Source organism: Streptococcus suis, assembly GCF_002964575.1.
GTDB lineage: Bacteria > Bacillota > Bacilli > Lactobacillales > Streptococcaceae > Streptococcus > Streptococcus suis_R.
This window is the reverse complement of record NZ_POQQ01000042.1, coordinates 1-23,153: the sequence shown is the minus strand read 5'-3', so window position 1 is coordinate 23,153 and position 23,153 is coordinate 1. Positions and strand designations below refer to the sequence as shown.

Genomic DNA, 23,153 nt, shown 5'->3' with positions numbered 1-23,153 from the left:
GGCTATTTTTATGCTTTCAATCTAAAAGTCTGCGGAGCTTTTTTCAATAAAATCCAGTAACCGATGCTGACATAGGCAATCATAGCCAGGGAAATGAGTAGGATGTACAAGTGACTGCCTAGGTCCAGCTGGGTGTTGAGGTAGGCCACCCAATAGAGAGCGCCACTGAGAAATTTATAGACTGGGTTGACAACCTCCATATCCTTTGTAAAGGGCTGGAGGATGTAGTAGATAAAAAGGTCGTGGAAGGAAAAGAGAGCTGTTAGACTTAACAAAAGCAGAGCAGTTAGGAGATAGCTTTCAATAGGCAGCTGCGCTCTAGTAAAGATGATGAGGGCCAATAGTAGAGATCCAGAGAAGGCGGCATTTAATTTTACAGTTTGCAGAAAACGATAATGAAAGCCTGCAATAATAGTTTTTGCTTCGCGGTAAAATGGATAGTGGAGCATGGAAATGTCGCAGTTAACAAAGACCATCTGTGCGACAGCCTTGCCCATGGAGGCCACATACATGACCATGAAAGCAAATGGAAGTCCCTCGATGTAGTTGGCGTTGCTTATCTCTATATCCTCCTTTGAAAACCAGCGGATTCCTTCAAGAAAGAGGACAATGGCCAAAAGACACCCCAAGCGGAAGAGCAATTTTTTAGTGAGGATGGAGCGGTAGCGGTCAAATAGCAGAGCGTTTAAGTAGGTCATGCCAGACAGGTGGGACAGATTTTTTCCTGTTTCCATATTGAGTTTTGCTTGCATCTGCAAACCCTGGCGAGTATATTCATTGCCCTTGGTCATCTCAACAATTTTCTTGTCCAACTGCAAGGACTGGTCCATGCAATAGGAAAGATAGTCAAGGTGGTTGGTTTGTCTTTTCAAATAATGGTAGCTAAACCAAATCAGAAATGGTTGGACAAGCAGGATAGGGATTAGCATGCCTAAGGAGAGCTGATGACGGAAGACAATAGTCAGAACATATAACACAAGAACAAACGCGACCCATAGCCAAGCATGCCAAGAATTGCGACGGGTTAAAATATGATGTTCAAAGAACCAACGATTGAGAGCATGACCAGTCAGGTGACCTGCTAGTACGGTCATCATGCCGACAGGAAAGACCAGCCATTGATTTGTCATTAGGCAAAAAATAACTAGGGCTGGAAGATAGTAAATAGTAGTCAGGATAGGTTCGATAAAGAGTTGACTTTGCAAAAAGGTAGATTGTGATAGACCGAAGTTCTGCATAAATTCTCTATCTGCTTTCGAGATGACTGGGTCTAAGCCCTTGCTAAAACGATAGTTTAGTCCGACAAACAAAAACCAGGACACAGAGCCTAGAAGCCAAGTCCCTGGAAGAATATTCCAAAAGGTCAATTCCCCACTGGCCAAGACATTCATCCAGAAAGAAGCATGATAGAAATGAAAAACCAACCAGAAGCCCTTGGTCAAAAAGCGACTGGGGATGGAGAGGATGTGCAGGATCAAAAAGAGACCAGACTTAAAACTGTAAGACTTGAAAATACTTTCTGGAATGCTCTTTCCAACAAGTGGCAGTTTCCGTAGATAGTAGAAAAATCCGTTGACGGAGCGATGGAGAGCATACTTTTCCCGATACCAAAAATAACGTAGAATGGTTTTCATAAACTCCTCCTAATCTGCTGTCAGTAGCTGAACAATCTCCTGTTCAAAATCAGGGTCGTGGAGTTTGTCGCTTGGAACAGCCTGCAATTCTTGGTGATGGAGCAAAACAATCTCATCACAGAGGTCTTGTGCTAATTGAAGGATATGGGTGGAAAAGATAATGACGGAATCCTTCTTAGCTTCCCGAATTAGTTGTTTGAACTCGTGGGCAGCCACAGGGTCAAAGGAAGTCAGAGGTTCATCTAAGAGAAGGACAGGAGGTTGAACAATTAAGGATAGGAGTAATTGAACCTTGTTCTGCATACCGTGGGAAAAATCCTTGAGCAGGCGATGCTGGTCTTCTTCTCCAATACCGACCAAGTTTAGCCATTCTTCTGGACTGCGAGGAGATTTGAGTTTATCCTTATGAATGTCCATATAGAAACGGACAAACTCATAGGCCGTCATAAAGGCAGGCAGTTGCGGATAGGTCTGGGTAAATCCGATGTCCGTATTATCGTAGTCAAGAGTTTCTTCGCCTTTTACAAACTGAATCGAGCCACTATCCAAGGTCAGATTTCGGGCAATGCAGTTAAACAAGGTTGTCTTACCAGCCCCGTTGCGTCCTAGCAAACCGTAAATCTTTCCTTGTTCAAATTGAAAGCTGGCATCCTCCAGAATAATCTTATGATCAAATTTTTTAGAAATAGAAGACAGTTTCAGTTGCATAGCCAATCTCCTCTTGTTATATTGTTATGAATTCATCATACAATAATAAACAAAAAAATTCAAGCACGCTTTGCTTAAATTTTTCAGTCATTAAATAATTAGTAGTGTACTACTCAAAGGAAATCGAACTCAGACTAGCTCCAAAGGTTCGGGGAACCTTTGGAGGTTGGAAATAAGGCGAACAAAGTTCGCTACAAAAAGGTTCGGGGAACCTTTGGAGGTTGGAGATAGGGCGAACGTAGTTCGTGACACTAGATGTAGATAGAACGCTGCTACCTTTTATTTTCGGGTAGCAGGCTGTAAAGCTCCACTGGAGCTTTACACTCATCAAATCAAGTCAACAACGTCTGAGTTTGATTTACGAAGAGTAGGAACTCCCTGCCACCCAGCCAGTTGCAAGACAGTAGGTAATGTTAAAGCCACCTGTGTGGGCGTTGATGTCCAGGACCTCGCCAGCAAAGTGGAGGCCAGGGACTTTCTTGCTTTCCAAGGTTTTTGGATTGATTTCCTTGAGGTCAACGCCACCCTTGGTCACAAAGGATTTGGCTAGGGACATCTTGCCTGTAATCTTGATAGGTAAGGCTTTGAGGAGGGTAACCAGTTCAGCCAGGTCCTTTTGGGAAACTTGTTTGACCTTGCACTCATAATCTTCAGCGAAAAAGTCTGCTAGGCGGTCTGGCATGAGTTCTCGAAGGGCATTCTTGACGGATTTTTCCCTGTTGGCTTCTAAATGTTCAAACAAATCTTGTTCAGAATGGGTCGGCAGAGCATCGAGAAATGCGGTTTCGCCGCCTTTGACAAAACTGGATAAGCGAAGAGCAGCGGGTCCCGACAGACCAAAGTGGGTAAAGAGCAGGTCGTGGGTGATGACGTGCTTGCCATAGGTCAGGGTAACGTCGTCCAGGGAGATGCCTTGGAGCTTCTTGTGGGGGAAGTCGGTCAGAACAGGGCTTTCAGCGGCCTCAATCTCCGTGACTTCCAGCTTGAAGTGGCGGGCAATGTCGTGGCCAAAGCCAGTCGAGCCAGTGGAAGGATAGGTCTTGCCGCCGGTGGTGACAATCAGCTGGGGTGCTGTAAAAGTCTCCTCGCTGGTCTTGACATGGAAGAGGTCATCAATCTTGCGGACGGAAACCACCTCAGTTCCTGTACGGATGTCCACGCCATTTTCCAGCATCTTCATTTCCAGGCACTTGATAATGGTCTGGGAACGGTCGGTGGTCGGAAAGACACGCCCATGGTCCTCCACCTTGAGTTTGACCCCATTTTCATGAAAGAAATTCATGATATCGTGGTTGTCAAATTGGGAGAAGACGCTATATAGAAAGCGGCCATTTCCAGGAATGCCAGCCAGTAGGTCTTCCAAGGTGCCGTTGTTGGTCACATTGCAACGTCCGCCACCTGTGCCAGACAGTTTCTTGCCCAAACGCTTGTTTTTTTCGAGGAGCAGGGTCTTCTTGCCGTAAAAACTGGAAGAAATAGCGGCCATCATGCCCGCAGGACCCGCTCCGATAATAATGGTATCTACTGTGTTCATGTCCTTATTGTACCACAAAATAGCAGAGGTGGCTGTGAGTAATTTCTCGAAAGATAAACCATGAATTTTTAGGTGAAAATTCCCCATAATTTGACAGAACATGGGCTTTTGTGGTAATATTCTAATGATACAAACTATGAGAAATCTAAGAACTTATATTGGCAGTAAAGGGCTTTGATTTAAGATATAGTTTTAGCTAATCAAGGCAGTTTTTTGAGGGAATACTGACTGTATTTTGAAAAAAACGAACGATGAGTAGCTAAAAACGAGCCTTAGATGGAAGTACTGAACTGTGAATAGGAGCTCTAATTACTGAGGATATTATGGGAATCGAAAAAACAGTCAGCGAATTAGCTGAGATTTTGGGAGTGAGCCGTCAGGCCATGAATAATCGCGTCAAGTCGCTTCCAGAAGAATTTGTAGATAAAAATGATAAGGGTGTAACGGTTGTCAATCGTGCTGGCTTGATTGAGCTAGAAAAAATCTATAAGACGACGATTTTTGAAGATGAGCCGATTAGTGACGAAGTCAAGCACCGTGAAATGATGGAAATTCTGGTGGATGAGAAGAATTCTGAGATTATCCGTCTATATAGTCAACTAAAGGCCAAGGACAAGCAGCTAGCTGAAAAGGATGAACAGTTACGGGTCAAAGATATCCAGATTGCTGAGAAGGACAAGCAACTTGACCAGCAGCAGCAACTAACTCTCAAAGCCATGGCAGACAAGGATGTCCTCAAGCTAGAGTTGGAAGAAGTCAAGGCTCAGGCAGAAGTAGTACAGAGAAAAGGCTTCTTTGCACGTTTGTTTGGAAGGTAGATAAAAGAGATTGGTGTATAACCAGTCTCTTTTAAGTTTTGGATTTGAGCCCAATGAAAACTTGTTTTTGCTTATGGTTAATTGGGCTCAAAGAATCTGGTAATATTTATTGAAAAGGGTTACAATTATATCAAGGAGGCAAAGATGGTTGATAATCGTACCATGGCAATCCTAATGGAATTATTTGCTAATAGGCAAGAAAGCTTATATGAGCTGAGTGTTCAAACTGGAATTGAAAAGGAGCAAGTACATACAAGTTTAGATCTTGTTAACCAATTATTACAAGAACATTCTCTACCGCAGATTGATAATCAAGATGAGGAATTTTCAATTTCAGATGATCTATATGTTCATAGAGAACGAATCTTCTCACTCTTTAGAAATCGTCAAATTTATTTGTCTCAAGAAGAGAGGCAGCTACTTATCTATCTCTATACATTTATTCGTAAGGATTTTATATCCAATGTTCACTATCAGGATTTGCTGAGTGTCAGTAAGAATACAACTTTGACAGATATAAAATATGTCAAAGAACTCTGCTCGAGCTTTCAAGTTCGGTTAGAATATACTAGGGCTAGAGGTTATCATTTACTTGGTCAGGAAGAGGACAAGTATCGATTAGCACTTTATGCAATAAGTGCATGTTTACAATCATCAATTGGGGTATGGGCTTTAGATTATATCCTTAAAGCATGGGAAGAAGAAAACCTATTTGAAGCTCTAAAGGAAGCTAGTAAACATGCTTGTCATTTTTACCAAGTATCAGTTCTGGAAGAAAGATTAGATGAGTATCTTTACTTTCTAGCTTTTCTATTTATTCGTCAAGAGCGTGTTGGAAAGGTCATTAACTGGAAGCATGAAATTGAAGCGGGCTTTACAAAGGACTTTGTTTTTCAACTCTGGGAGTTATTACGATTTAAAAAGAAGAGTAAGTTGGAACTGGACGCTGTCACTCAAGCCTATCTTTCTCACCTGTTGCAAGGATGCCTAGAGGGAGAAAGCCAGAAAAAAGATGGGTTATTTCATCGTATGACAGTTGAAATAGTAGAGGAGATGGAGCGGTTATCGCTTATTGCTTTTGAGCATCGTTCAGAGATGATTGAAGGACTGAAACGTCATCTAATTCCTGCCTACTATCGTCTAACTTCTCGCTTGATTAGTGTTAACTCCTATACAGCAGTTATCAAGAAAGAACACTCGGACTTATTCTACCTTGTGAAAAAAGCTTTGCGCCCCTTAGAAGATCACTTAGGGTTTACTATACCAGATAGCGAAGTGTCGTATTTTGTTATTCATTTTGGTGGATATATAGAAGCAAGTCAACAGCGAACTTATCGTTATCGTGCTTTGGTTGTCTGTCCGAATGGGGTGAGTTCATCACTTATTGTTAAGGAGAACCTAAGGCAGTTATTTCCAAATATACTTTTTGCAGATACACATTCTGTTCAAGACTGGCAACTATTGGATACAACAAACTATGATATGGTCTTTGGAACAGTCAAACTAGATACCGATTTGCCTTTCTTCTTAGTATCTCAGATTATGACATTTAGTCATAAAAAAGAGCTGTTTCAACTGGTTAATCAGCAATTTCCAAATGCAGCATACTTTCCAATTGAAATAGAACAATTACTATCACTTATCGGAAAATTTGCAACTATTCATCAGGAACAGGCTTTGAAGTATGAATTAGTGCAGTTTCTCAATCAACGATCTTATGAACAAAGGGGAAGGAGTCCTATGTTAGAAGAAATGATTACAAAAGAGACTTTTCAATGGTCTGAGGAAGATTTAGGCTGGAGAGAAGCAATTGCCTTGGCAGCACAACCATTGGTTGATAGTGGATCTGTAGAAAAAGTCTATGTCGATGCGATGGTGTCTAAGGTGGAAGAGTTTGGTCCCTTTATTGATCTAGGTAAAGGGATTGCGATACCGCATGCTAGACCAGAAGATGGAGTTCATCAGGTTGGTATGTCCATGTTAGTGTTAGATAAGCCGGTTTATCTGCTAGATGATCCTAATCATGAGGTTCGATTATTTATATGCATTGCAGCAGTAGACAATCAAACTCACTTAAGAGCACTCTCGCACTTGACAAAAATTTTGCGAGAGGAAGAAAATATTCAACAACTTATCGGTGCTAAAGAATTTACCGATGTACAACATTTATTAAAGGAGGAACAGTAATATGTTACGAATTGGAACAGCCTGTGGTTCAGGTTTAGGCTCTAGCTTTATGGTTCAGATGAATATTGAATCTATTTTGCGAGATTTAGGTGTGTCTGATGTCCATGTGGAACATTATGATTTAGGTGGAGCTAATCCAAGTGAAGCAGATGTGTGGATTGTTGGACGAGACCTAGCAGATTCAGCGACTCATTTGGGAGATGTTCGCATTCTCAACAGTATTATCGATATGGATGAGTTACGAGAGCTTGTGACAGCTATTTGTAAAGAGAAAGGTTTAGTATAAACTATTGCATAAAAGGGTTAGCCCCTCATATTATTATTTTATAAAGGAGACAGAAAATGATATTGGATTTTCTCATTGATGTTGCCAAAACACCGGCAATCTTAGTTGCTCTTATTGCAATATTGGGTCTGGCTTTGCAGAAAAAACCTGCATCGGACTTGATTAAAGGCGGTCTAAAAACCTTTGTTGGTTTTATTGTTGTCGGTGGTGGTGCGGATATCATCGTAGGCTCACTTGAACCATTCGGTCAAATGTTTGAACAGGCCTTCAATTTGACAGGGGTTGTACCAAACAACGAAGCGATTGTGGCAATGGCTTTGGATAAATACGGTACAGCGACTTCCTTGATTATGTTGCTCGGAATGGTTTTTAACATTGCTATTGCTCGCTTTACCCGCTTCAAATATATTTTCTTGACAGGTCACCATACGCTTTACATGGCTTGTATGATTGCTGTTATCATGAGCGTGGCAGGTTTCACTTCTGTTGGCTTGATTGTAATGGGTGGTTTGGCGTTGGGTCTTATTATGACACTCTCTCCAGCCTTTGTTCAAAAATACATGATTCAATTGACAGGAAATGACAACGTTGCCCTCGGTCACTTCAGTGCTCTTGGTTACTGGTTGAGTGGGGTTGTCGGTGGTTTGGTTGGTGACAAATCTAAATCAACTGAGGATATCAACTTCCCTAAAGGTTTGGCTTTCTTGCGTGATTCAACCGTCAGCATCGCCATTTCAATGTCTTTGATCTACATGATTGTAGCTTTGTTTGCAGGTGGTGACTATATTAAGGAAAACCTGAGCGGTGGCACCAACAGCATGATTTATGCTCTTACCTTGGGTGGTACTTTTGCAGCAGGTGTGTTTGTTATCTTGTCCGGTGTTCGTTTGATTTTGGCGGAGATTGTTCCAGCCTTCAAAGGAATTTCTGAAAAATTGGTACCAAATTCAAAACCAGCTTTGGACTGTCCGGTTGTTTACCCTTATGCTCCAAACGCAGTATTGATTGGTTTTATCTCTAGCTTTGCTGGTGGTATTGTCAGCATGATTATCCTTGCCTTGACTGGCGGTGTCGTTATCCTTCCAGGTGTCGTACCACACTTCTTCTGTGGAGCAACTGCAGGGGTTATGGGAAATGCGTCAGGCGGTGTTCGTGGAGCTGTTTGCGGTGCCTTTATGCAAGGTGTTCTGATTAGCTTCCTACCAGTGTTCTTGCTTCCAGTTTTGGGAGACCTTGGTTTTGCTGGTTCAACTTTCTCAGATGCAGACTTTGGTCTTTCTGGTATCTTCCTAGGAGTGCTGGCTAAGAATGGCGGTATACTCACAGTTTCAGTTGGTATCTTTGCTGTATTGGCTTTGATGCTTGGATTGTCATTGGTGAAGAAAGAACAGAAAGAAGGCTAATATGACTAGCAGCACAACGGATTTACAACGATTTGCGAAAGAAATTCGCTACCATACCTTAGCTACCTTGAATCAATTAGGTTTCGGTCACTATGGTGGTAGCTTGTCAATCGTAGAAGTGTTGGCTGCTCTATATGGGAATATTCTGGACATTCGTGTCCAGAATTTCTCTTCTAAGGAGCGTGACCACTTTATTCTCTCTAAGGGACATGCAGGTCCAGCCTTGTACAGTACCTTGCACTTGAAAGGCTTCTTTGATCGCGATTTTCTCTTGTCGCTGAATCAGAACGGCACTCGCCTACCCTCACATCCGGACCGCAATCTAACTCCTGGTGTCGATATGACGACAGGCTCTCTAGGTCAAGGGATGAGTGTCGCTACTGGGGTAGCATACGGTAAGAAAATTGAACAGTCCCCTTACTATACCTACACATTGGTAGGGGACGGGGAATTGAATGAAGGTCAATGCTGGGAAGCAGCTCAGTTTGCAGCCCACCATGAACTATCGAAACTAATTCTCTTTGTGGATGACAATAAAAAACAATTAGACGGTCGTACCCGTGATATTTGCCAAACCTTTGATTTTGTTGAAAAATTTCAGGCTTTTGGTTGGGAAGCGGTGCGTGTGAATGGTGCTGATATAGATGCGATTCTTGAGGCTATTCAGTCAATGAAAGCCAGTGCTTCTCCGCAACCAAAATGTATTGTTCTAGATACAACTAAAGGGCAGGGAGTTACCTTCTTAGAAGAATTAGAAAGCAATCACCATTTGCGTTTGGCAGGTCAATTGCAGGAGGATTTGGAGCAAGAGGCTCTTGGTTTAGCGAGAGAATTAGAGGTGGCAGAATGAGAGAGACAAAAGAAATGCGGTTGGTTTACAGTGATTTCTTGGCTCATATAGGGCAGGAAGACACCACCATAGCAGCTATTGAGGCAGATTTATCTAGCTCTATGGCCACAAATAAATTGTCCTCTGTTCTTGGTGGACGGTATGTCAATGTCGGCATTATGGAGCAGGAAATGGTGGGGGTAGCGGCAGGTTTGTCCCTTCTGGGTTACAAGCCCTATATTCACACCTTTGGTCCCTTTGCAAGTCGTCGTGTTTACGACCAAGTATTTATTTCCCTGGCTTATGCCCAGCTCAATGCTACGATTGTAGGGTCGGATGCGGGAGTATCTGCTGAGATGAATGGCGGTACGCATATGCCATTTGAAGAGTTGGGACTAATGCGACTGATTCCAAAAGCTCGTGTTTATGAAGTCAGTGACGATATCCAGTTCCATGCTGTCCTTGAGGAAACAACACAGCTAGAAGGCCTCAAGTATATTCGCACGATTCGGAAGGCTCCTAAGGCCATTTACCAAGGTGGAGAAGACTTTAGCAAAGGCTACTGTGTCCTCAGGCAAGGGAATGATATGACCCTGGTTGCCAGCGGGATTATGGTAGAGCAAGCTCTATTAGCGGCAGAGAAATTGGAGCAAGCAGGGATTTCTGTCCAGGTCATCGACCTCTTCCGGATAAAACCGATTCACGAGGATATTCCAAGCTTGCTATCAGGGAAGCCGGTCCTGACGGTTGAAAACCATAACCGAATTGGTGGACTAGGTAGCAGCATTTGTGAACTAATGGCAACGGATTCCGACACCCCAGTACATCGAATCGGTGTTGATGAGTCTTTTGGTCAGGTGGGTCAACAGGCTTATTTGATGGAAGTTTACGGTTTGACAGCGGAGCACATTGTTAAGCAGGTGCAGTTAAATTTACAACAATAGTAAAACGGATATTCTGTAGGGAAAGCGAAAACGAAAAATCAAGCTCTTAGGAACTTGATTTTTTCTTATGCTCTAGCCATTCGTCTCTTAACATCCCATATTTGATAGAATCATGATAATGCCCTTGCCAGTACCGAACCTTGCGGATATGGGCTTCTTTGGTCATGCCTAATTTTTCTGCGGTTCTCATCATACCCTTGTTGCCAGACCAGGTAGTGAGCCCAATGTGTTCTAATTCTGTAAATTGCTGGAAAATGGTGTCAATCCAGAGTTTGAGAGCAGCTGTGCCATATCCTTTGCCCCAGACCTTATCGTCATAGATTTCAATCCCGATTTCGAGCCAGCGTGTTTGCTGGCACTCCCAGTATAGTCTTTTAGTTTACTTTTAGTACTAGGCAACGAGCCGCAGGCATAACTGGAGTTAGGCAAGGCGAGTTAACGAAGTAATAAAAGAAAAACGAAATGACGATAATAGCCCACAAAGCCGATAGGCAGCTAATCCACCAGGATTGCTCTGACGCAATCTTTTTGTAGCCACTGGTAGAGTTCTAATGCTTGAAACTCTTCAAAAGTGGCGCAGGCCTGGTAGTCATCAAAATAGGGGGCCGCAAACTCCTTCCATCGAGGCGCGACTTGACGGTGGCCAATTTTCCAAAGTGTATACAAATAATCTTCATACTCTTCGAAAATTAAAATTATCCGTTGTCAAGAGCCTTGATGAGTGAAAAGCTCCGGTGGAGCTTTTCAGCCTGTTACCTTGAAACAAGATAGTAACAGAGTTCTATCGTCGGCTTCGTTTCCTAGGCTATTTTTAATTTTCATTGAGTATCAGTCATCGGTGCAATTCTAATCATGAGAACCTCCTTTATTTTCTAGTCTAGCATATTTGTTGAAGGCTTGCAATTCCTAGTAGAATATGGGAAACTAGGTGTATGAAAAGGATACGACGTACATTTCAGAAAGTTTATTACAATTTAGATAAGATTTTACTGCTCTTTTTTACCCTTTTTGCCTTTATGGAATTTGTCTGGATACCCCTCAATTCCTGGCTTTCGGAGAGCTTGTTAGCTATGACAGACCATGCCTATCTCTCACCGACCAATCTCTTTGCGGTAGTTACAGAGAACTTGTTGGTGACGGGCCTATTTATCTTACTCTTTTTTGCCAATATCGCCATCGCCTACTTAGAACTCGCCTTGCTCTTTACGGGTGTTTGGCAGCTTTTGGATGAAAAGGTCAAACATCTACCAGATTATTTACGGGACGTCCGAGATAGCATGCTGGCTATCATTTGCCATAGTACCCTTCCCAAGGTCCTCTTTCTACTCTTTTATTCGGTCATCCTCCTGCCCTTTTTACGACGGATTTTAAATATTTACTACTTCAATAAGATTGTTGTTCCACAGTTTCTAATTGATTATTTTTCTAACACCTTATGGCTGGCCATCTTGATTTTCCTTTCGGTTTTCCTCTTCTTTTGGTTGGCAGCTCGCTTCATGTACGCTCTTCCAAAGATTTATTTTGAACACCGAAGCGTTAAAGAATCCATCGCCTATTCTTGGGAGAGAACCAAGGGGCGCCAGCAGATGACTTCCCTTTTGCGGCTTTTCTGGCTAGTGACCTCTCCAGTCCTCCTCTTTGCGGTGATTGGCATCTTGCTCTATGCTCTGCAATTGTTCCTAGAAAAACCCTTTCCTCAACTCTCCTTTGGACTAGCGGTCTTCTCCTATATCGTATTAAAACTGTCTTATTATGGGGTGGTTGCCCTCTTTATGCTGGGATTTGTCAGCCTATTGACCGGCAAAAAACTGCCCTCCTATCGACGGAAACGCCTGCGTCATCGTCTGCGTCTAGCTATTCTAGGAGTCTCCAGTCTGGTCTTTGGCGTTCAGGGAGCCATGACGCTCTACTATCCTTATGAGAACCTGCCTGTGACTATCTCCCACCGCGGTGTTGACAATGGAAATGCGGTGCAGAACTCTATCGAGGCCTTGGAGAAAACCTCTCAGCTCCAGCCAGATTATATCGAGATGGACATTCAGGAAACCAAGGACGGCCAGTTTGTGGTCATGCACGATACAGACCTGATGGCTTTGACGGGCAATCCCGGAGGTACACATGATTATAGCCTAGCAGAGTTGACGGCCATGACTGCATCTGAAAACGGGATGACAGCTCCTGTCCCTTCTTTTGATACCTATCTGGATAAGGCGGATGAGCTAGGGCAAAAATTGTTGGTGGAGATTAAGGTGACGAATGCCGACTCGCCACAGTTGACCAAAAATTTCCTGAAGAAATATGGCCAACGCCTCCTTGCCAAGGGCCACCAAATTCAGTCCTTGGACTATAGAACCATTATCCAAGTCAAAGAATACAGTAAAAATCTGGTCTCCTTTTTTATCCTACCATTCAACTCTATCTATCCGACAACCGTCGCAGATGGTTATACCATGGAATTTACCTCCTTAGACCAGAACTTTATGGTCAAGTCTTGGCTAAAAGGGAAGTCTGTCTATGCTTGGACACCCAACGATACGGATACCATGACGCAGATGGTTTTATTACAGGTGGACGGCATTATCACAGACAATATGACAGAATTAAAGCAACTGCTGAAGGACTTGCAAACGGATCATCGTTATTCTGATCATTACCTTTTGCAGTTGCAGTCCTTACTCTATAATTTTGAATAAACAAAGACGCGAGGGCCTAGCCCAATCGCGTCTTTTCTGTCTTAAAATGGTAATTTACCTGCAAAGGCACCAAGTTTCTTCTGAGTGGCATCGTCAACTTTTGCAAGAGCATCATTGACTGCTTGGATAGTCATGTCCTGCAAGGTTTCAAGGTCATCAGCATCCACAACCTCAGGCTTGAAATCGATAGAAACCAATTTCTTATCACCAGTAAAAGTAGCCGTAACCAAATCCTGCACTGAGCTACCAGTAAATTGAGTAGCTGCCAACTCAGCCTGGCTCTTCTCCATTTGCTTTTGAAGCTTCTGAGCCTGCTTCATCATTTGCTGCATATTCATCATAATAACTATTCTCCTTAAAAAATCTTATGGATTTATTATAACATTAAAAAAGGAAATTTGGTAAGGTGAGTTTGTTGTAGTGATATCTTATTCGGCTAAGCAATCGAATGAGTTTTTTCTATTTTAGTGTTTTCACAAGAGTATTGATTGCTTGGATTACTTCTGAGCGCTTTTTCTTAGGTAAATCAGTCATGAGTAGGATCAACTCTTCAATTTCAGGATCCGTAGAAAATTCAACATCAAAAAAAGTTGGGATATCGACTTTCAAAGCCTCCATGATTTTTGACAGTGTCGATAGAGTAATGTTATTTGCTTTGTTCTCTAATTTATATATGTAGTTATAGCCGAGATTAGCTTTTTCTTCTAGCTCCATTTGGGTCATTCCTTCTTGAATGCGCAATAAGCGAATCCTTTTGGAAATATAGTCTTGTAGTTTATTATCCATGAAAGTACCTCTTATGGTCTATCATACAGGTATTATTAGATAACAAAACCACTATATATAACTGTTATTTACAAAAACAGTTGTAAAAAACTGTTTCAACTGATAAAATAGTTTTATAGAATGCAATAGTTTATTTGCTATTTTATGTTTCAGGACTATCAATTTGGAGGTTATTTATGACTCACTATTATTCCGTTGCTTCAGCAAAAGTTCACTTTAGTAAATTAGTCTTAACAACAGCTCAAAAAGATCAACTACATAGAAATTATAAGAAATATGCAGTTGAGGAGTTTAAGAAAGCATCAAAAACGACTGTATTTGATGGTAGCGGATTATGGCATCCGAAAAAATTCAAAGTTTACTTCCATAAGTGGCAAACTTCGGATGTGCTACATTCTACAGCGTTGGCTAAGAAATTACCACCACATTATCAATACTCAGATGATGATAAGAAAAAAATTGCAGCCAAAACTGCTACGGAGTTACGTAAAGCGGGTTATAAAGTGGATGTTGATGATTATGGAGGATTGTACTTATATAAACCGGTTAAGAAACGATAGGGGAATGTTATGGGTACTTCAAAAGTTGTTACTTTATTTTTAATAGATGGGACAATGACAGGGCGCGTGAAGGCTTCTTTAGCTAATCATACTGGGGTAGCTTTGAAAATTCCAAAACTAGATTTAGAAGATAGTGTCGACAGAGCAGAGTTGAGTTACTCAGGGATCTATTTCTTATTTGGTGAGGAAGAAGAAAGCCAACGTCCTTTAGTTTATGTTGGGCAAGCTGGAGAGCGTAAAAATCAGCAAGCGACTTTAGGTAGATTAAAGGAGCATATGCGAAATGAAGAAAAGTCATTTTTTAAGGATGCAATTATTTTAACAACCACAGACAATACCTTTGGTCCGACAGAAATCTCTTATTTAGAAAATCGTTTTTACAATTTGGCAAAAAATGCAAAACGATTTGCAGTAAAAAATAAGGTTGAACCAACAATAGGTAATGTGACTGAGGAAAAAATTGCTGAGCTAGAGGATTTCATCGAGCAAGCTATTATTTTGACAGGGGTTCTTGGTTATAAAGCCTTTGAAACGGTTGCTAAAGCTTTCGATAAAACCCTTGTTCAAGAGACCGAATCAGATAACTCTATTTCTCTAACGATGACCTATAATGGCTACACTGCCAAAGGTAGCTTGACAAATGAAGGATTTTTGGTGTTCTCAGGTAGTCAGATTTCACCTCAAATGGCAAATTCTGTGTCCGATTCCATTAGACGTTTAAGAGAATTCCATGCAGAGAGCATTGCCAATGGTTGTCTTTCGGAGGATATTTTATTTACGAGCCCTTCCCAAGCTGCTTGCTTTGTCGGAGGAGCTAGTCTAAGTGGGAATAAATTGTGGAAAACACAAGCTGGTCAAACTTTAGGTGAATTGAAAGTGTAGGAATTAGAAATGTTTTGTATAGAATGTGGAAACAAGGTAGAAACAGGTTTTAAGTTTTGTCCAAACTGTGGGACAAAAGTGAGTCAGAAGGAAGCTATGAAAACTCAATCTTCAGAAAAGATACAGAAACGGGCTGAAACTCAAGGACGGGAGTATATGCTACAAGCTTATCGCGGAAATTTTTATGATAGTGAAAGAATGTATCCTATTTCCGAATATAGAGAAATGTTTTTCTATGTTAGTATGATAAATTCGAACTTCTATATTGTTGTTTATTCTCCTAAGAAAGGTACCAAACATTTATTTGTCAAGTTACAGAATCAAGATTTATTTTCTGATAATTTTGCAGAAAACCAGGTTTATGTTAATTCATTTGGTATTTTTATCAAATGTGGGAAGGGGAATCAATTTATTCATGTTGATTTTGATAGAAAAATTCAACGGGTACTGCCGTTAAAAGCTAGGATAAATAATAATTACTATATTACTGATCAATTTATTTATTATTCCTATGAACAAGAGATTCATAAATTTGATATTCAAACAAATATTGATGAACTACTTTTAAAGAGTTTTAAAACAAAAGGTGGCGAATCAATTGAGTATACAGGGAGTATTTTTTTTGCGAATAATGAATATCTGATGTATTACCCTATAATATCAGGTCGTGTCGTACCGTCCATATTTTCGATGAAGACTAAAATTGTTAGTCCGTTACCAAAATTTAAGGGTTTTGAGTTTCGAATGATGAGTATGTCTGATAATACAATTTGGTATAACAAATTTCATGAAGATCAACTAAAATGGGGTGGCAATATGGATGGTTTTGATACATATGCTCTTGGACCAGACTTTGAATATTATCGTTTAGAATCATTGGAATCAAGAAAATTGGTTAAGGAATTCGATAGAGATTTGAGTTTGAATTCTAAGTATGGGGCTGTTTTACATCCAAAGTTTACAACTTATTTTGATGGAAACTATAGATTTGTATTAGATAGATTATTGTTAAGAGATGGGACTACTAAATATAATTTTAGTCAACTTAATGATACACAGATTTGGCAACCCAGACCGTTAGGTAATTACTTTCTTTCACTGAAATCTAATAGTAATAAATGGTATGTCCATTCACAAGAAAGTATGAAACTATTAGGTGAGATTAATTTTAAAGAAAGTGAAGACTTAATATTTGGCAATGAAGAAATAGTAAATTTAAGTAGTATTATCCAACGTGATGATGAGACTTTGAATTGTAATGATTTCAAAACATCCATAAATAATGAATTAGAAAAATTTCAAATATTTTCAATGAACTACAAAGGTTTTCAGGCTAATGGTTATTTGACCACAAAAGGATTTATTGTAAAAAAAGGTAGTCAAATTAATCCAGAAATAGTGCCCTCTTGTCCTCAAGGGACTATCAAAGCAAGGCAACAATATGCTGACAAGATTAATGGAAATAGACTAGTAGTTGATATTGAGTTTTCGAGTATCTCGGCAGCTGCATCATTCGTTGCTGGAGCTAGCCAAAACGGAAATACCGTTTGGAAAAATGAAGAAGGTGTGACTTTTAAAGAGTTGCATAAGTCGTAAAGGGGAGAATATGATGAATCAAAAAGAATGGGTAGAATTATTTCAAGCGACAAATGGACGTAATCCAGAACCAGCTGAATTTTCAGAAGCATTAAAGAATGGGGAATTCAAGATCGAGCCTGTTCAGACTGAGCAGAATGTAGTTGAAGAGCAGGTTGCAGAGAATCACTCAGAAAATCTGCAACCTAAATCAGTTATTAGTCAGAAGGATTTATTGCTAAATACTGAATTGCGAGCTTTGCGCAAGCAGATTGAAGAAAAGGATACGACCTTGTCTAAGCATTTCTTTGAATTGGGATTAGCCTATTATAATCAATCTATCAACCAGAAGGACATAGATCTTGAAAAGGAAGTATCTGCGATTATTGGTATCTTACAGGAATCTTATAAACTCCGTCAAGATTACAATATCCACGTTCCACGTGAAAAATCATGTTTAGCCTGTGGTAATCTCTTAAGTTCAGATAGTCGTTTCTGTTCGGTTTGTGGAAGTGATGTTCAAGAACTATCTGCTCTTGAAGAAGCAACTCTAAAAGAGTGTGACCTATGTTCGACTTCGCAAGCGGGCAAGAATAAGTTCTGTGCTTGTTGTGGAAAAGAATTTGCTTAGGAGAGTACGATGGATAGAAATCAGGTTTATATAGATCGTCTGAGGAAGGTTCTCTGGGAGAATCAAGAAGATTTAAAAAAAGTAACATCTTACGACTTTTGTACCTCTTGTCAAGAGTATGTCCTCACTTCAAACTATTGCCAACATTGTGGCCAAATGAATCTTTCAACGGAAACTGTATCCTTTCGCGAGAGTCAGTCACTACTGGATAATGGACAATATTATATGGTTAAGTCAAATCGTTGGTTAGATCGCTGGGGCCACTGGTTAGAGGAACAATTAAATAAATTAGGAATTGAAATCAATCAAGGGACACTTTTTCATTTGGGTAGTCTCCATAAATTTTTAGTTATTCTATTTACAATTGTCAGTGTACTCTTTCTATTTCTAACTATTGCTATAGTTTTAGGTTCTTCTTACTTCTTGCCCAACGTGGTTTCTTTAGTCTTTACTGCGCTGTTAGTTTTTTTGAACTATCAACTTTATAAAGGTCAATCCCACAAAGCATTGCTAGGGGGAGCAGGGTTATTGGGGACCACGTTAGTTGCAATGTTGTTGGGGATTCTAACATCTGATTTTATTGTACTTCCGAGTTTGATGTTTTTAATGCTATTCATGGGAGCTCTTCTTATCGTGCCACTTTTGGTCAAGCCAAGTGCAGCACAAGGGTTTGAAAAAGCTTCATCAATGGTAAAAGAAAAAGTTTCTGAGACCCATTTTAAGGTAGCTTCAACAAAGGCACAGAAAGAAACAGTTGCAGCAGCTCATGTTCCAGTCCAACATTCTAATCCTAGTCCAAACTACAATAGAAGCGAAGAAGCCTTTAAATATCGCCATACAGGTTCAACTATTCTAAACTGGCTATTTTTTGGGATTCCACTAATTGTATTACTTTTAAGTGCTTCAAGCCTATCAGAATTTTTAAGCAACAATGGAATTTATATTGGAGATAGTATTTTTGCACTGATTTTAGCAGCGGCTCTCGTAGTCTTCATTTATTTCCTACCAGCTTTTATCTGCCAAAGCAGTGGATTGAAGATTGTCCTCTGGTTGTGCCTTTTATTATTTGGTTGGACAGTCATCGGTTGGTTTATTTTGCTTTTTGTTGCGACTTCATCAAATAAAAACAGGAGACGTCAACAAGAGATGGATTATTTAATCCGCAAAATGGCAGATAGGTGATGATAGTTATATGTGCCGTATAGGATATATCTTAGCGCAAGAAATAGGAGTATAGATGAACGAAATAGAATGGATTGCTTATTTTGAAGCAATGAACGGACGAAAGCCTACTCCTGCGGAATTGCAGGAAGCAGTGAAAAGCGGGCTTGTGCAGTCTCCTAAAAAATCATTTCTAAAATGGGTCTATGGTTTGGTCGGGATTGTAGCTATCGCAGGAGCCGCCTACATGTTTTTGACAAATACATCAAACCAAGAAACTTCCAATATATTGACTGAGGCTAGCTCATCAACAAGCCAGACAAAAGCAAGTCAGCCGCAATCGTCGAGCGCGCAAAAAGAGGAAGATGGGATTGATTTGTCAGCGATCCAAGCAGGAAATTATGCGAGTATAGCAGGTTTGTGGTACACAGAAATCTCTGAAAGTCCCAAAGAATTTAACTGGGGTGATTATTTTAAAAATCATCAAGTTCGTGAAGAAAATGGCATGCTGATTTTATCGCCCGTTAATTTAGCAGGCGCACCTACTCTTAAAATCATTCCTAAAGGTGTGGAATACAATCTACCTGTTGAGATGATATCTGGAGGCATTCCAACAATGACTACCACCGTTCGTATCGTTTCAGAAGGAATTGTGTCGGACGTATATTATCGAGAAGCCGATTTTAAAAATGTAGAGAATACACAATATTCTATCGCCTACCATACTCAGAAAACAAATGAAACTCCTCTTTGGACTCAAGAACAAAGTCAACAACTTGCAGACTTGATGGTGAGCTGGGGGAATTCAATGAACCAAAGTGGCTATCAAGATGTGACTAATGTGGTTAGGGAACAAACAGTGGTAGTTGCTGATGGATCAGGAGTAGCTCCAGATTACTCTGTAGATTTTATTACGGATGGAACCGGTAAGGCTGAATATCATATTGTTGGTATTTATCAATTTTCACAAGTTGTGGCTGGTGGTAAGCTGGAACACAATTATTTGTTCACAATAAAAAAAGACGGCACCCCTGTCGTACTTTACTCTTCTATAAGTCAGGATAATATCTATAAAGTTAGAGTGACGGATAATGCAGATTTGAAGGAAGGATTTGAGAAAATAGTAGGAGGAAATTAAGTGATTGAAAAAGAATGGGTAAACTATTTTGAAGCTATTAATGGTCGAAAACCTAGTGATGTTGAAGTGAAACTCGCTTTTCAAAAAGGTGAGATAAAGAGAAGGTCATATTGGTCACGTTTTAGGAGAATTCCAGTTTGGCAGCAAGTTTCGGTAGTATTATTGATGATGGTTCTCGTGTTCATCGGCTACAAACCAGCCTTGAAAATGTATTATCAGAGTCAAGAGAGTCGCTATCGTGGACTTTATGAGACAGTAGTATCTAACCATCAGGAAGCCATTCTACAGAAAGATAGTCAGAAAGTAAGTGCTGCATATTTCGAGCAACCAACTCGATCCCCTTCCTATCTAATTGATGATCTAGATGATGATGGGAAGTTAGAAATGTACATAGGGTTTGCTGATGGAGCGGAAACAATAAACGTACTAGAGAAGTTTGATATTTCATTTGGGAAGGTCAAAAGGGTAAAAGTAGGTCCAGCAGTCTCTTCTGATAAAAATTGGTCTCCCTTCGATGTCAAAGGTCTCTACCAAATAGATTTGACGGAATTATCTAATCAAGATTTTTCGTCCGTAAGTGGAGTTTGGGTCTCTGAAGATGGAGAGTCTAAAGTAACAATATATGACGACGGCATAGCTTATATTAATGGGGTTAGTACTGACAACATGTCTAGCGGCTCAAGTAATAATAAGATTATAGGGGATAGATTTGGATTTCTAAATACAAGCAAGCAAGTATATGAAGGATATGCAGTTGGTGAAGCTAGTGGAGGAAAAATTTCTCTAACAGCTCTCACTAATTTAGGTACACATTATACTTATACCTTTGTTCCGAAAGGAATTGATTATTCAGGAACTGACTCTCAAAAAGATAGAGTTGTTGTAAAGACTTTTGATGGGGAGATGGTCTTATATTCATATTCGGATGTTCGTTCTGATATTAAATCTGATGAGCAAGCTAATGTGTCATCGGTTAATTTAACAGACTTGTTACGAGGTGATTTTTCTAGCTTAGTTGGAACTTGGAAAAATTCTTACTATACTTTTACTCTTGATGAAAAGGGGATTCTCAAATGGGAAAATTCAGGTCAAGGAGATAATATAGGGCTGAGAGATTTAAGAATTGAAGAAGAGAAGTATATTCGAGGAGTGATTGGCGATGAATCTACAACTTGGCAAAATGCAATTCAAGGAGCTTTTATAACAATCATTCCAGAAGGAGTTACATTAAACGAGGAAAAAGATACTGATAATACTAAGATTAGGATTATAGTCGGTACCAGCGAAGGAGTCGCACACCAAGGAAAAATTTACTATAAAGTAGAGTAATTATAAAAATCTTCTTACATATTTGTAGGAAGATTGTTTTATTCTGTTCCCCTCATTCATACACGTGTAGATTTAGGCTTCACTCCATATACAAACAAAAAATATAGAAGCTTATTCAGATGACGAAGCTTTTCTAGAGGAATAGACTCTATTGAAAGTTAGTGGTGCGAGTATACGTGTGTCAGAAGGAGAAAAGTATGATTTATGATACAGTAGATAAAATTTATAGTAAGATTGCAGAATATGCACGCAGGCCAGAGGGCAGCGTGCATCGATTATTGTTGATACACGCCCCGAAGGAACATTTTCAAAAGATTGCTGATCTAGCCCCTGAAGGTGATGGGGAATTAAAAAGAATATTGGCAGAAAACGGGATACATTTACGAGATTGAGAGTGATGGCATCTCTGACGAATTACATATATCAATCTATTTTAATTTGACTTTGTAAACACTTTCTTGTATAATAAAAGAAAAACTGGTTATAACCAGAAAACAAGGAGGACCTATGTTCCGTTTAGCAAAAGAAGAATTAGAAAAATTGGGAGCCTTTATCACAGCGACTGAGATTTACCAACAGCCTGGCTTGTGGAAAGAGGCTCATCAACTGTATATTGACCAGCTGGAGAAGATTGAAAACTTTTTAACAGCCATCAAGGACAAGCATGACTTTGTTCATGTGATTTTCACTGGTGCAGGGACTTCAGACTTTGTTGGTCAAAGTATTGCCAACTACCTCAACCAAGTCAATGACTTGAAACACATTCGTTTTTCTGCCATTGGTACGGTTGAATTGGTTGGTCGTCCATATGATTATTTGCAGGCAGATGTGCCAACAGTTTTGGTATCCTTTGCTCGTTCAGGTAACTCCCCAGAAAGCGTCGCAGCGGTAGAAGTAGCTAAGCAATTAGTTGACCAGCTTTACCAAGTGACCATTACCTGTGCACCAGAGGGCAAATTGGCTCTTGCGGCTGAGGGGGATGCGGAAAATCTCCTGCTCTTGCAACCGGCGGGTTCAAATGACAAAGGCTTTGCCATGACAGGTTCTTATAGCTGTATGGCTCTGACAGCCCTCCTCGTCTTCTCATCAGCCAGCCAAGAAGAAAAAGCTGCTTGGGTTGAGACCATTGCCCGTCTAGGTCAAGATGTTTTGGACCGTGAAGACTACGTGCAAGACTTGGTTAACCTTGATTTTGAGCGAGTGATTTACTTGGGTTCAGGTGGTTTCTATGGCCTTGCCCACGAAGCTCAGTTGAAAATTCTGGAATTGACAGCAGGCAAGATTGCGACCATGTATGAGTCACCACTCGGTTTCCGTCATGGACCAAAATCCTTCATCAATGAAAAGACCTTGATTTTCCTCTTTGCCTCAAACGATGCCTACACACGCCAGTACGATGTAGATTTGCTTAATGAAGTTCATGGTGATGGCATAGCAGAGCGGATTGTTGCCTTGTCGGCTGATAAGCTAGCAGGTACAGAAGCAGCCAACTTTGTCTTGGCAGAAGGCGGAGCAGATCTGCCAGATGTCTTCCTAACCTTCCCTTACATCCTCTTTGCCCAAACAGTATCTATCATGGCAGCTATCAAATGCAAGAATTTACCAGATACACCATCACCAACAGGTACCGTCAACCGTGTGGTGCAGGGTGTGATTATCCATCCTTTAGAAAAATAGGCAGTCATACTCTTCGAAAATCAAATTCAGACGTTGTTGACTTGACTTGATGAGTGAGGCTGGGCAAAAACTAGCCAATAACTAGCCAATAACTAAAAAAAACACAGACAGATTGAGCTGCTTCTGATGAAATCCAGCCGTACTGTCTGTGTTTTTCTTTTTATCTCTATTATCTTGGACTAATTTCTTAGCCAATTTCGTGAGATTCATACTCATTAGGAGGAATCCTATCTCAGTTTCAACCACTTTTTGACCTCTGACATGGACTCTGCGCACGCCAAAAACACCCTTCATCCTACCAAATACAGGTTCGACATCCACCTTGCGTTTGGCATAAATGCGGGCTCCCTCTTTACTTGTCAATTCCTCTTTGACTAA

General features: G+C 40.4%; 21 protein-coding genes and 2 pseudogenes. 16 read left to right on the top strand and 7 right to left on the bottom strand.

Going from position 1 to position 23,153, the window contains the following annotated elements; translation table 11 throughout:
- Window positions 1–8 precede the first annotated feature (8 nt).
- The 3 genes from C1E58_RS05505 to C1E58_RS05495 form a co-directional block, all read right to left on the bottom strand.
- Window positions 9–1,634, bottom strand: a complete 1,626-nt coding sequence (locus tag C1E58_RS05505; RefSeq protein ID WP_105209660.1) for a hypothetical protein — start codon at window positions 1,632–1,634, stop codon at window positions 9–11.
- Between the two features lie 9 nt (window positions 1,635–1,643).
- Window positions 1,644–2,342 (bottom strand): ATP-binding cassette domain-containing protein, encoded by a 699-nt coding sequence (locus tag C1E58_RS05500; protein WP_105209659.1) that lies wholly within the window; start codon window positions 2,340–2,342, stop codon window positions 1,644–1,646.
- Window positions 2,343–2,700: 358 nt separating this feature from the next.
- On the bottom strand, window positions 2,701–3,876 hold the full coding sequence (locus C1E58_RS05495) for an NAD(P)/FAD-dependent oxidoreductase (RefSeq protein WP_105209667.1): 1,176 nt from the start codon (window positions 3,874–3,876) through the stop codon (window positions 2,701–2,703).
- A gap of 323 nt (window positions 3,877–4,199) precedes the next feature.
- Here C1E58_RS05495 and C1E58_RS05490 point away from each other — a divergent pair, with 323 nt between their 5' ends.
- The 6 genes from C1E58_RS05490 to C1E58_RS05465 all read left to right on the top strand — a co-directional run bounded on the left by C1E58_RS05490 (window position 4,200) and on the right by C1E58_RS05465 (window position 10,343).
- Window positions 4,200–4,694, top strand: a complete 495-nt coding sequence (locus tag C1E58_RS05490) for a DUF536 domain-containing protein (RefSeq protein WP_105209658.1) — start codon at window positions 4,200–4,202, stop codon at window positions 4,692–4,694.
- Between the two features lie 144 nt (window positions 4,695–4,838).
- Entirely contained in the window at window positions 4,839–6,881 is a 2,043-nt protein-coding gene (locus tag C1E58_RS05485) for a BglG family transcription antiterminator (protein WP_105209657.1), read from the top strand.
- Window position 6,882: 1 nt separating this feature from the next.
- Window positions 6,883–7,167: a PTS sugar transporter subunit IIB gene (locus tag C1E58_RS05480; RefSeq protein WP_105209656.1), complete on the top strand. Its 285-nt coding sequence runs from the start codon at window positions 6,883–6,885 to the stop codon at window positions 7,165–7,167.
- 56 nt (window positions 7,168–7,223) lie between these two features.
- A complete protein-coding gene (locus C1E58_RS05475; RefSeq protein WP_105209655.1) occupies window positions 7,224–8,570 on the top strand; it encodes a PTS ascorbate transporter subunit IIC in 1,347 nt (448 codons plus the stop codon).
- A gap of 1 nt (window position 8,571) precedes the next feature.
- On the top strand, window positions 8,572–9,420 hold the full coding sequence (locus tag C1E58_RS05470) for a transketolase (RefSeq protein ID WP_105209654.1): 849 nt from the start codon (window positions 8,572–8,574) through the stop codon (window positions 9,418–9,420).
- Window positions 9,417–10,343 (top strand): transketolase family protein, encoded by a 927-nt coding sequence (locus tag C1E58_RS05465; RefSeq protein WP_105209653.1) that lies wholly within the window; start codon window positions 9,417–9,419, stop codon window positions 10,341–10,343. The genes C1E58_RS05470 and C1E58_RS05465 overlap by 4 nt, the downstream gene beginning before the upstream one ends.
- A 46-nt stretch (window positions 10,344–10,389) precedes the next feature.
- Here C1E58_RS05465 and C1E58_RS05460 read toward each other — a convergent pair.
- Window positions 10,390–10,710, bottom strand: a pseudogene (locus C1E58_RS05460) (GNAT family N-acetyltransferase); the annotation flags it as partial.
- Between the two features lie 565 nt (window positions 10,711–11,275).
- Between C1E58_RS05460 and C1E58_RS05450 the strand changes: the two are divergent.
- Window positions 11,276–13,036 carry a glycerophosphodiester phosphodiesterase gene (locus C1E58_RS05450; RefSeq protein ID WP_105209652.1) on the top strand — a complete coding sequence of 587 codons (1,761 nt, stop codon included), beginning with the start codon at window positions 11,276–11,278 and terminating at the stop codon, window positions 13,034–13,036.
- A 41-nt stretch (window positions 13,037–13,077) separates the two neighbouring features.
- Here C1E58_RS05450 and C1E58_RS05445 read toward each other — a convergent pair whose 3' ends face one another.
- Together C1E58_RS05445 and C1E58_RS05440 are read right to left on the bottom strand one after the other, a co-directional pair.
- Complete coding sequence (locus tag C1E58_RS05445) at window positions 13,078–13,377, bottom strand: YbaB/EbfC family nucleoid-associated protein (RefSeq protein WP_105114162.1); 300 nt, start codon at window positions 13,375–13,377, stop codon at window positions 13,078–13,080.
- A gap of 118 nt (window positions 13,378–13,495) precedes the next feature.
- Window positions 13,496–13,822 carry a helix-turn-helix domain-containing protein gene (locus C1E58_RS05440; protein WP_105114161.1) on the bottom strand — a complete coding sequence of 109 codons (327 nt, stop codon included), beginning with the start codon at window positions 13,820–13,822 and terminating at the stop codon, window positions 13,496–13,498.
- 176 nt (window positions 13,823–13,998) lie between these two features.
- On the opposite strand from C1E58_RS05440, the gene C1E58_RS05435 reads away from it, so the two are divergent.
- From C1E58_RS05435 to C1E58_RS05395, 9 genes are all read left to right on the top strand, one after another.
- Window positions 13,999–14,382: a hypothetical protein gene (locus C1E58_RS05435; protein WP_105114160.1), complete on the top strand. Its 384-nt coding sequence runs from the start codon at window positions 13,999–14,001 to the stop codon at window positions 14,380–14,382.
- Window positions 14,383–14,391: 9 nt separating this feature from the next.
- Entirely contained in the window at window positions 14,392–15,264 is an 873-nt protein-coding gene (locus tag C1E58_RS05430) for a GIY-YIG nuclease family protein (RefSeq protein ID WP_105209651.1), read from the top strand.
- 9 nt (window positions 15,265–15,273) lie between these two features.
- A complete protein-coding gene (locus C1E58_RS05425) occupies window positions 15,274–16,860 on the top strand; it encodes a DUF4357 domain-containing protein (protein WP_105209650.1) in 1,587 nt (528 codons plus the stop codon).
- Window positions 16,861–16,870: 10 nt separating this feature from the next.
- Window positions 16,871–17,470, top strand: coding sequence for a zinc ribbon domain-containing protein (locus tag C1E58_RS05420; RefSeq protein WP_153055823.1), 600 nt, complete (start codon window positions 16,871–16,873; stop codon window positions 17,468–17,470).
- Window positions 17,471–17,479: 9 nt separating this feature from the next.
- The gene (locus C1E58_RS05415) at window positions 17,480–18,652 is read left to right on the top strand and encodes a superinfection immunity protein (protein WP_105209648.1); all 1,173 of its coding nucleotides are present in this window, start codon (window positions 17,480–17,482) and stop codon (window positions 18,650–18,652) included.
- A gap of 55 nt (window positions 18,653–18,707) precedes the next feature.
- A complete protein-coding gene (locus C1E58_RS05410) occupies window positions 18,708–19,769 on the top strand; it encodes a DUF4767 domain-containing protein (RefSeq protein ID WP_105209647.1) in 1,062 nt (353 codons plus the stop codon).
- The gene (locus tag C1E58_RS05405; protein ID WP_105209646.1) at window positions 19,770–21,098 is read left to right on the top strand and encodes a DUF6287 domain-containing protein; all 1,329 of its coding nucleotides are present in this window, start codon (window positions 19,770–19,772) and stop codon (window positions 21,096–21,098) included. It abuts the gene before it with no gap.
- Window positions 21,099–21,295: 197 nt separating this feature from the next.
- A complete protein-coding gene (locus C1E58_RS05400; protein ID WP_105209645.1) occupies window positions 21,296–21,490 on the top strand; it encodes a hypothetical protein in 195 nt (64 codons plus the stop codon).
- Between the two features lie 115 nt (window positions 21,491–21,605).
- Window positions 21,606–22,775: an SIS domain-containing protein gene (locus C1E58_RS05395; protein WP_105209644.1), complete on the top strand. Its 1,170-nt coding sequence runs from the start codon at window positions 21,606–21,608 to the stop codon at window positions 22,773–22,775.
- A 180-nt stretch (window positions 22,776–22,955) separates the two neighbouring features.
- Here the strand turns inward: C1E58_RS05395 and C1E58_RS12380 are convergent.
- Window positions 22,956–23,153 (bottom strand): annotated as a pseudogene (locus C1E58_RS12380) (transposase); the annotation flags it as partial.

Excerpts from the sequence above, each read along its gene's own strand:
- C1E58_RS05485 (WP_105209657.1), top strand. The coding sequence starts at position 4,839 with ATGGTTGATAATCGTACCATGGCAATCCTAATGGAATTATTTGCTAAT.
- C1E58_RS05450 (WP_105209652.1), top strand. The coding sequence starts at position 11,276 with ATGAAAAGGATACGACGTACATTTCAGAAAGTTTATTACAATTTAGAT.
- C1E58_RS05430 (WP_105209651.1), top strand. The coding sequence starts at position 14,392 with ATGGGTACTTCAAAAGTTGTTACTTTATTTTTAATAGATGGGACAATG.
- C1E58_RS05395 (WP_105209644.1), top strand. The coding sequence starts at position 21,606 with ATGTTCCGTTTAGCAAAAGAAGAATTAGAAAAATTGGGAGCCTTTATC.
- C1E58_RS05465 (WP_105209653.1), top strand. The coding sequence starts at position 9,417 with ATGAGAGAGACAAAAGAAATGCGGTTGGTTTACAGTGATTTCTTGGCT.
- C1E58_RS05505 (WP_105209660.1), bottom strand. The coding sequence starts at position 1,634 with ATGAAAACCATTCTACGTTATTTTTGGTATCGGGAAAAGTATGCTCTC.
- C1E58_RS05435 (WP_105114160.1), top strand. The coding sequence starts at position 13,999 with ATGACTCACTATTATTCCGTTGCTTCAGCAAAAGTTCACTTTAGTAAA.
- C1E58_RS05420 (WP_153055823.1), top strand. The coding sequence starts at position 16,871 with ATGATGAATCAAAAAGAATGGGTAGAATTATTTCAAGCGACAAATGGA.
- C1E58_RS05400 (WP_105209645.1), top strand. The coding sequence starts at position 21,296 with ATGATTTATGATACAGTAGATAAAATTTATAGTAAGATTGCAGAATAT.
- C1E58_RS05475 (WP_105209655.1), top strand. The coding sequence starts at position 7,224 with ATGATATTGGATTTTCTCATTGATGTTGCCAAAACACCGGCAATCTTA.
- C1E58_RS05445 (WP_105114162.1), bottom strand. The coding sequence starts at position 13,377 with ATGATGAATATGCAGCAAATGATGAAGCAGGCTCAGAAGCTTCAAAAG.
- C1E58_RS05470 (WP_105209654.1), top strand. The coding sequence starts at position 8,572 with ATGACTAGCAGCACAACGGATTTACAACGATTTGCGAAAGAAATTCGC.
- C1E58_RS05425 (WP_105209650.1), top strand. The coding sequence starts at position 15,274 with ATGTTTTGTATAGAATGTGGAAACAAGGTAGAAACAGGTTTTAAGTTT.
- C1E58_RS05495 (WP_105209667.1), bottom strand. The coding sequence starts at position 3,876 with ATGAACACAGTAGATACCATTATTATCGGAGCGGGTCCTGCGGGCATG.
- C1E58_RS05440 (WP_105114161.1), bottom strand. The coding sequence starts at position 13,822 with ATGGATAATAAACTACAAGACTATATTTCCAAAAGGATTCGCTTATTG.
- C1E58_RS05415 (WP_105209648.1), top strand. The coding sequence starts at position 17,480 with ATGGATAGAAATCAGGTTTATATAGATCGTCTGAGGAAGGTTCTCTGG.
- C1E58_RS05410 (WP_105209647.1), top strand. The coding sequence starts at position 18,708 with ATGAACGAAATAGAATGGATTGCTTATTTTGAAGCAATGAACGGACGA.
- C1E58_RS05500 (WP_105209659.1), bottom strand. The coding sequence starts at position 2,342 with ATGCAACTGAAACTGTCTTCTATTTCTAAAAAATTTGATCATAAGATT.
- C1E58_RS05480 (WP_105209656.1), top strand. The coding sequence starts at position 6,883 with ATGTTACGAATTGGAACAGCCTGTGGTTCAGGTTTAGGCTCTAGCTTT.
- C1E58_RS05490 (WP_105209658.1), top strand. The coding sequence starts at position 4,200 with ATGGGAATCGAAAAAACAGTCAGCGAATTAGCTGAGATTTTGGGAGTG.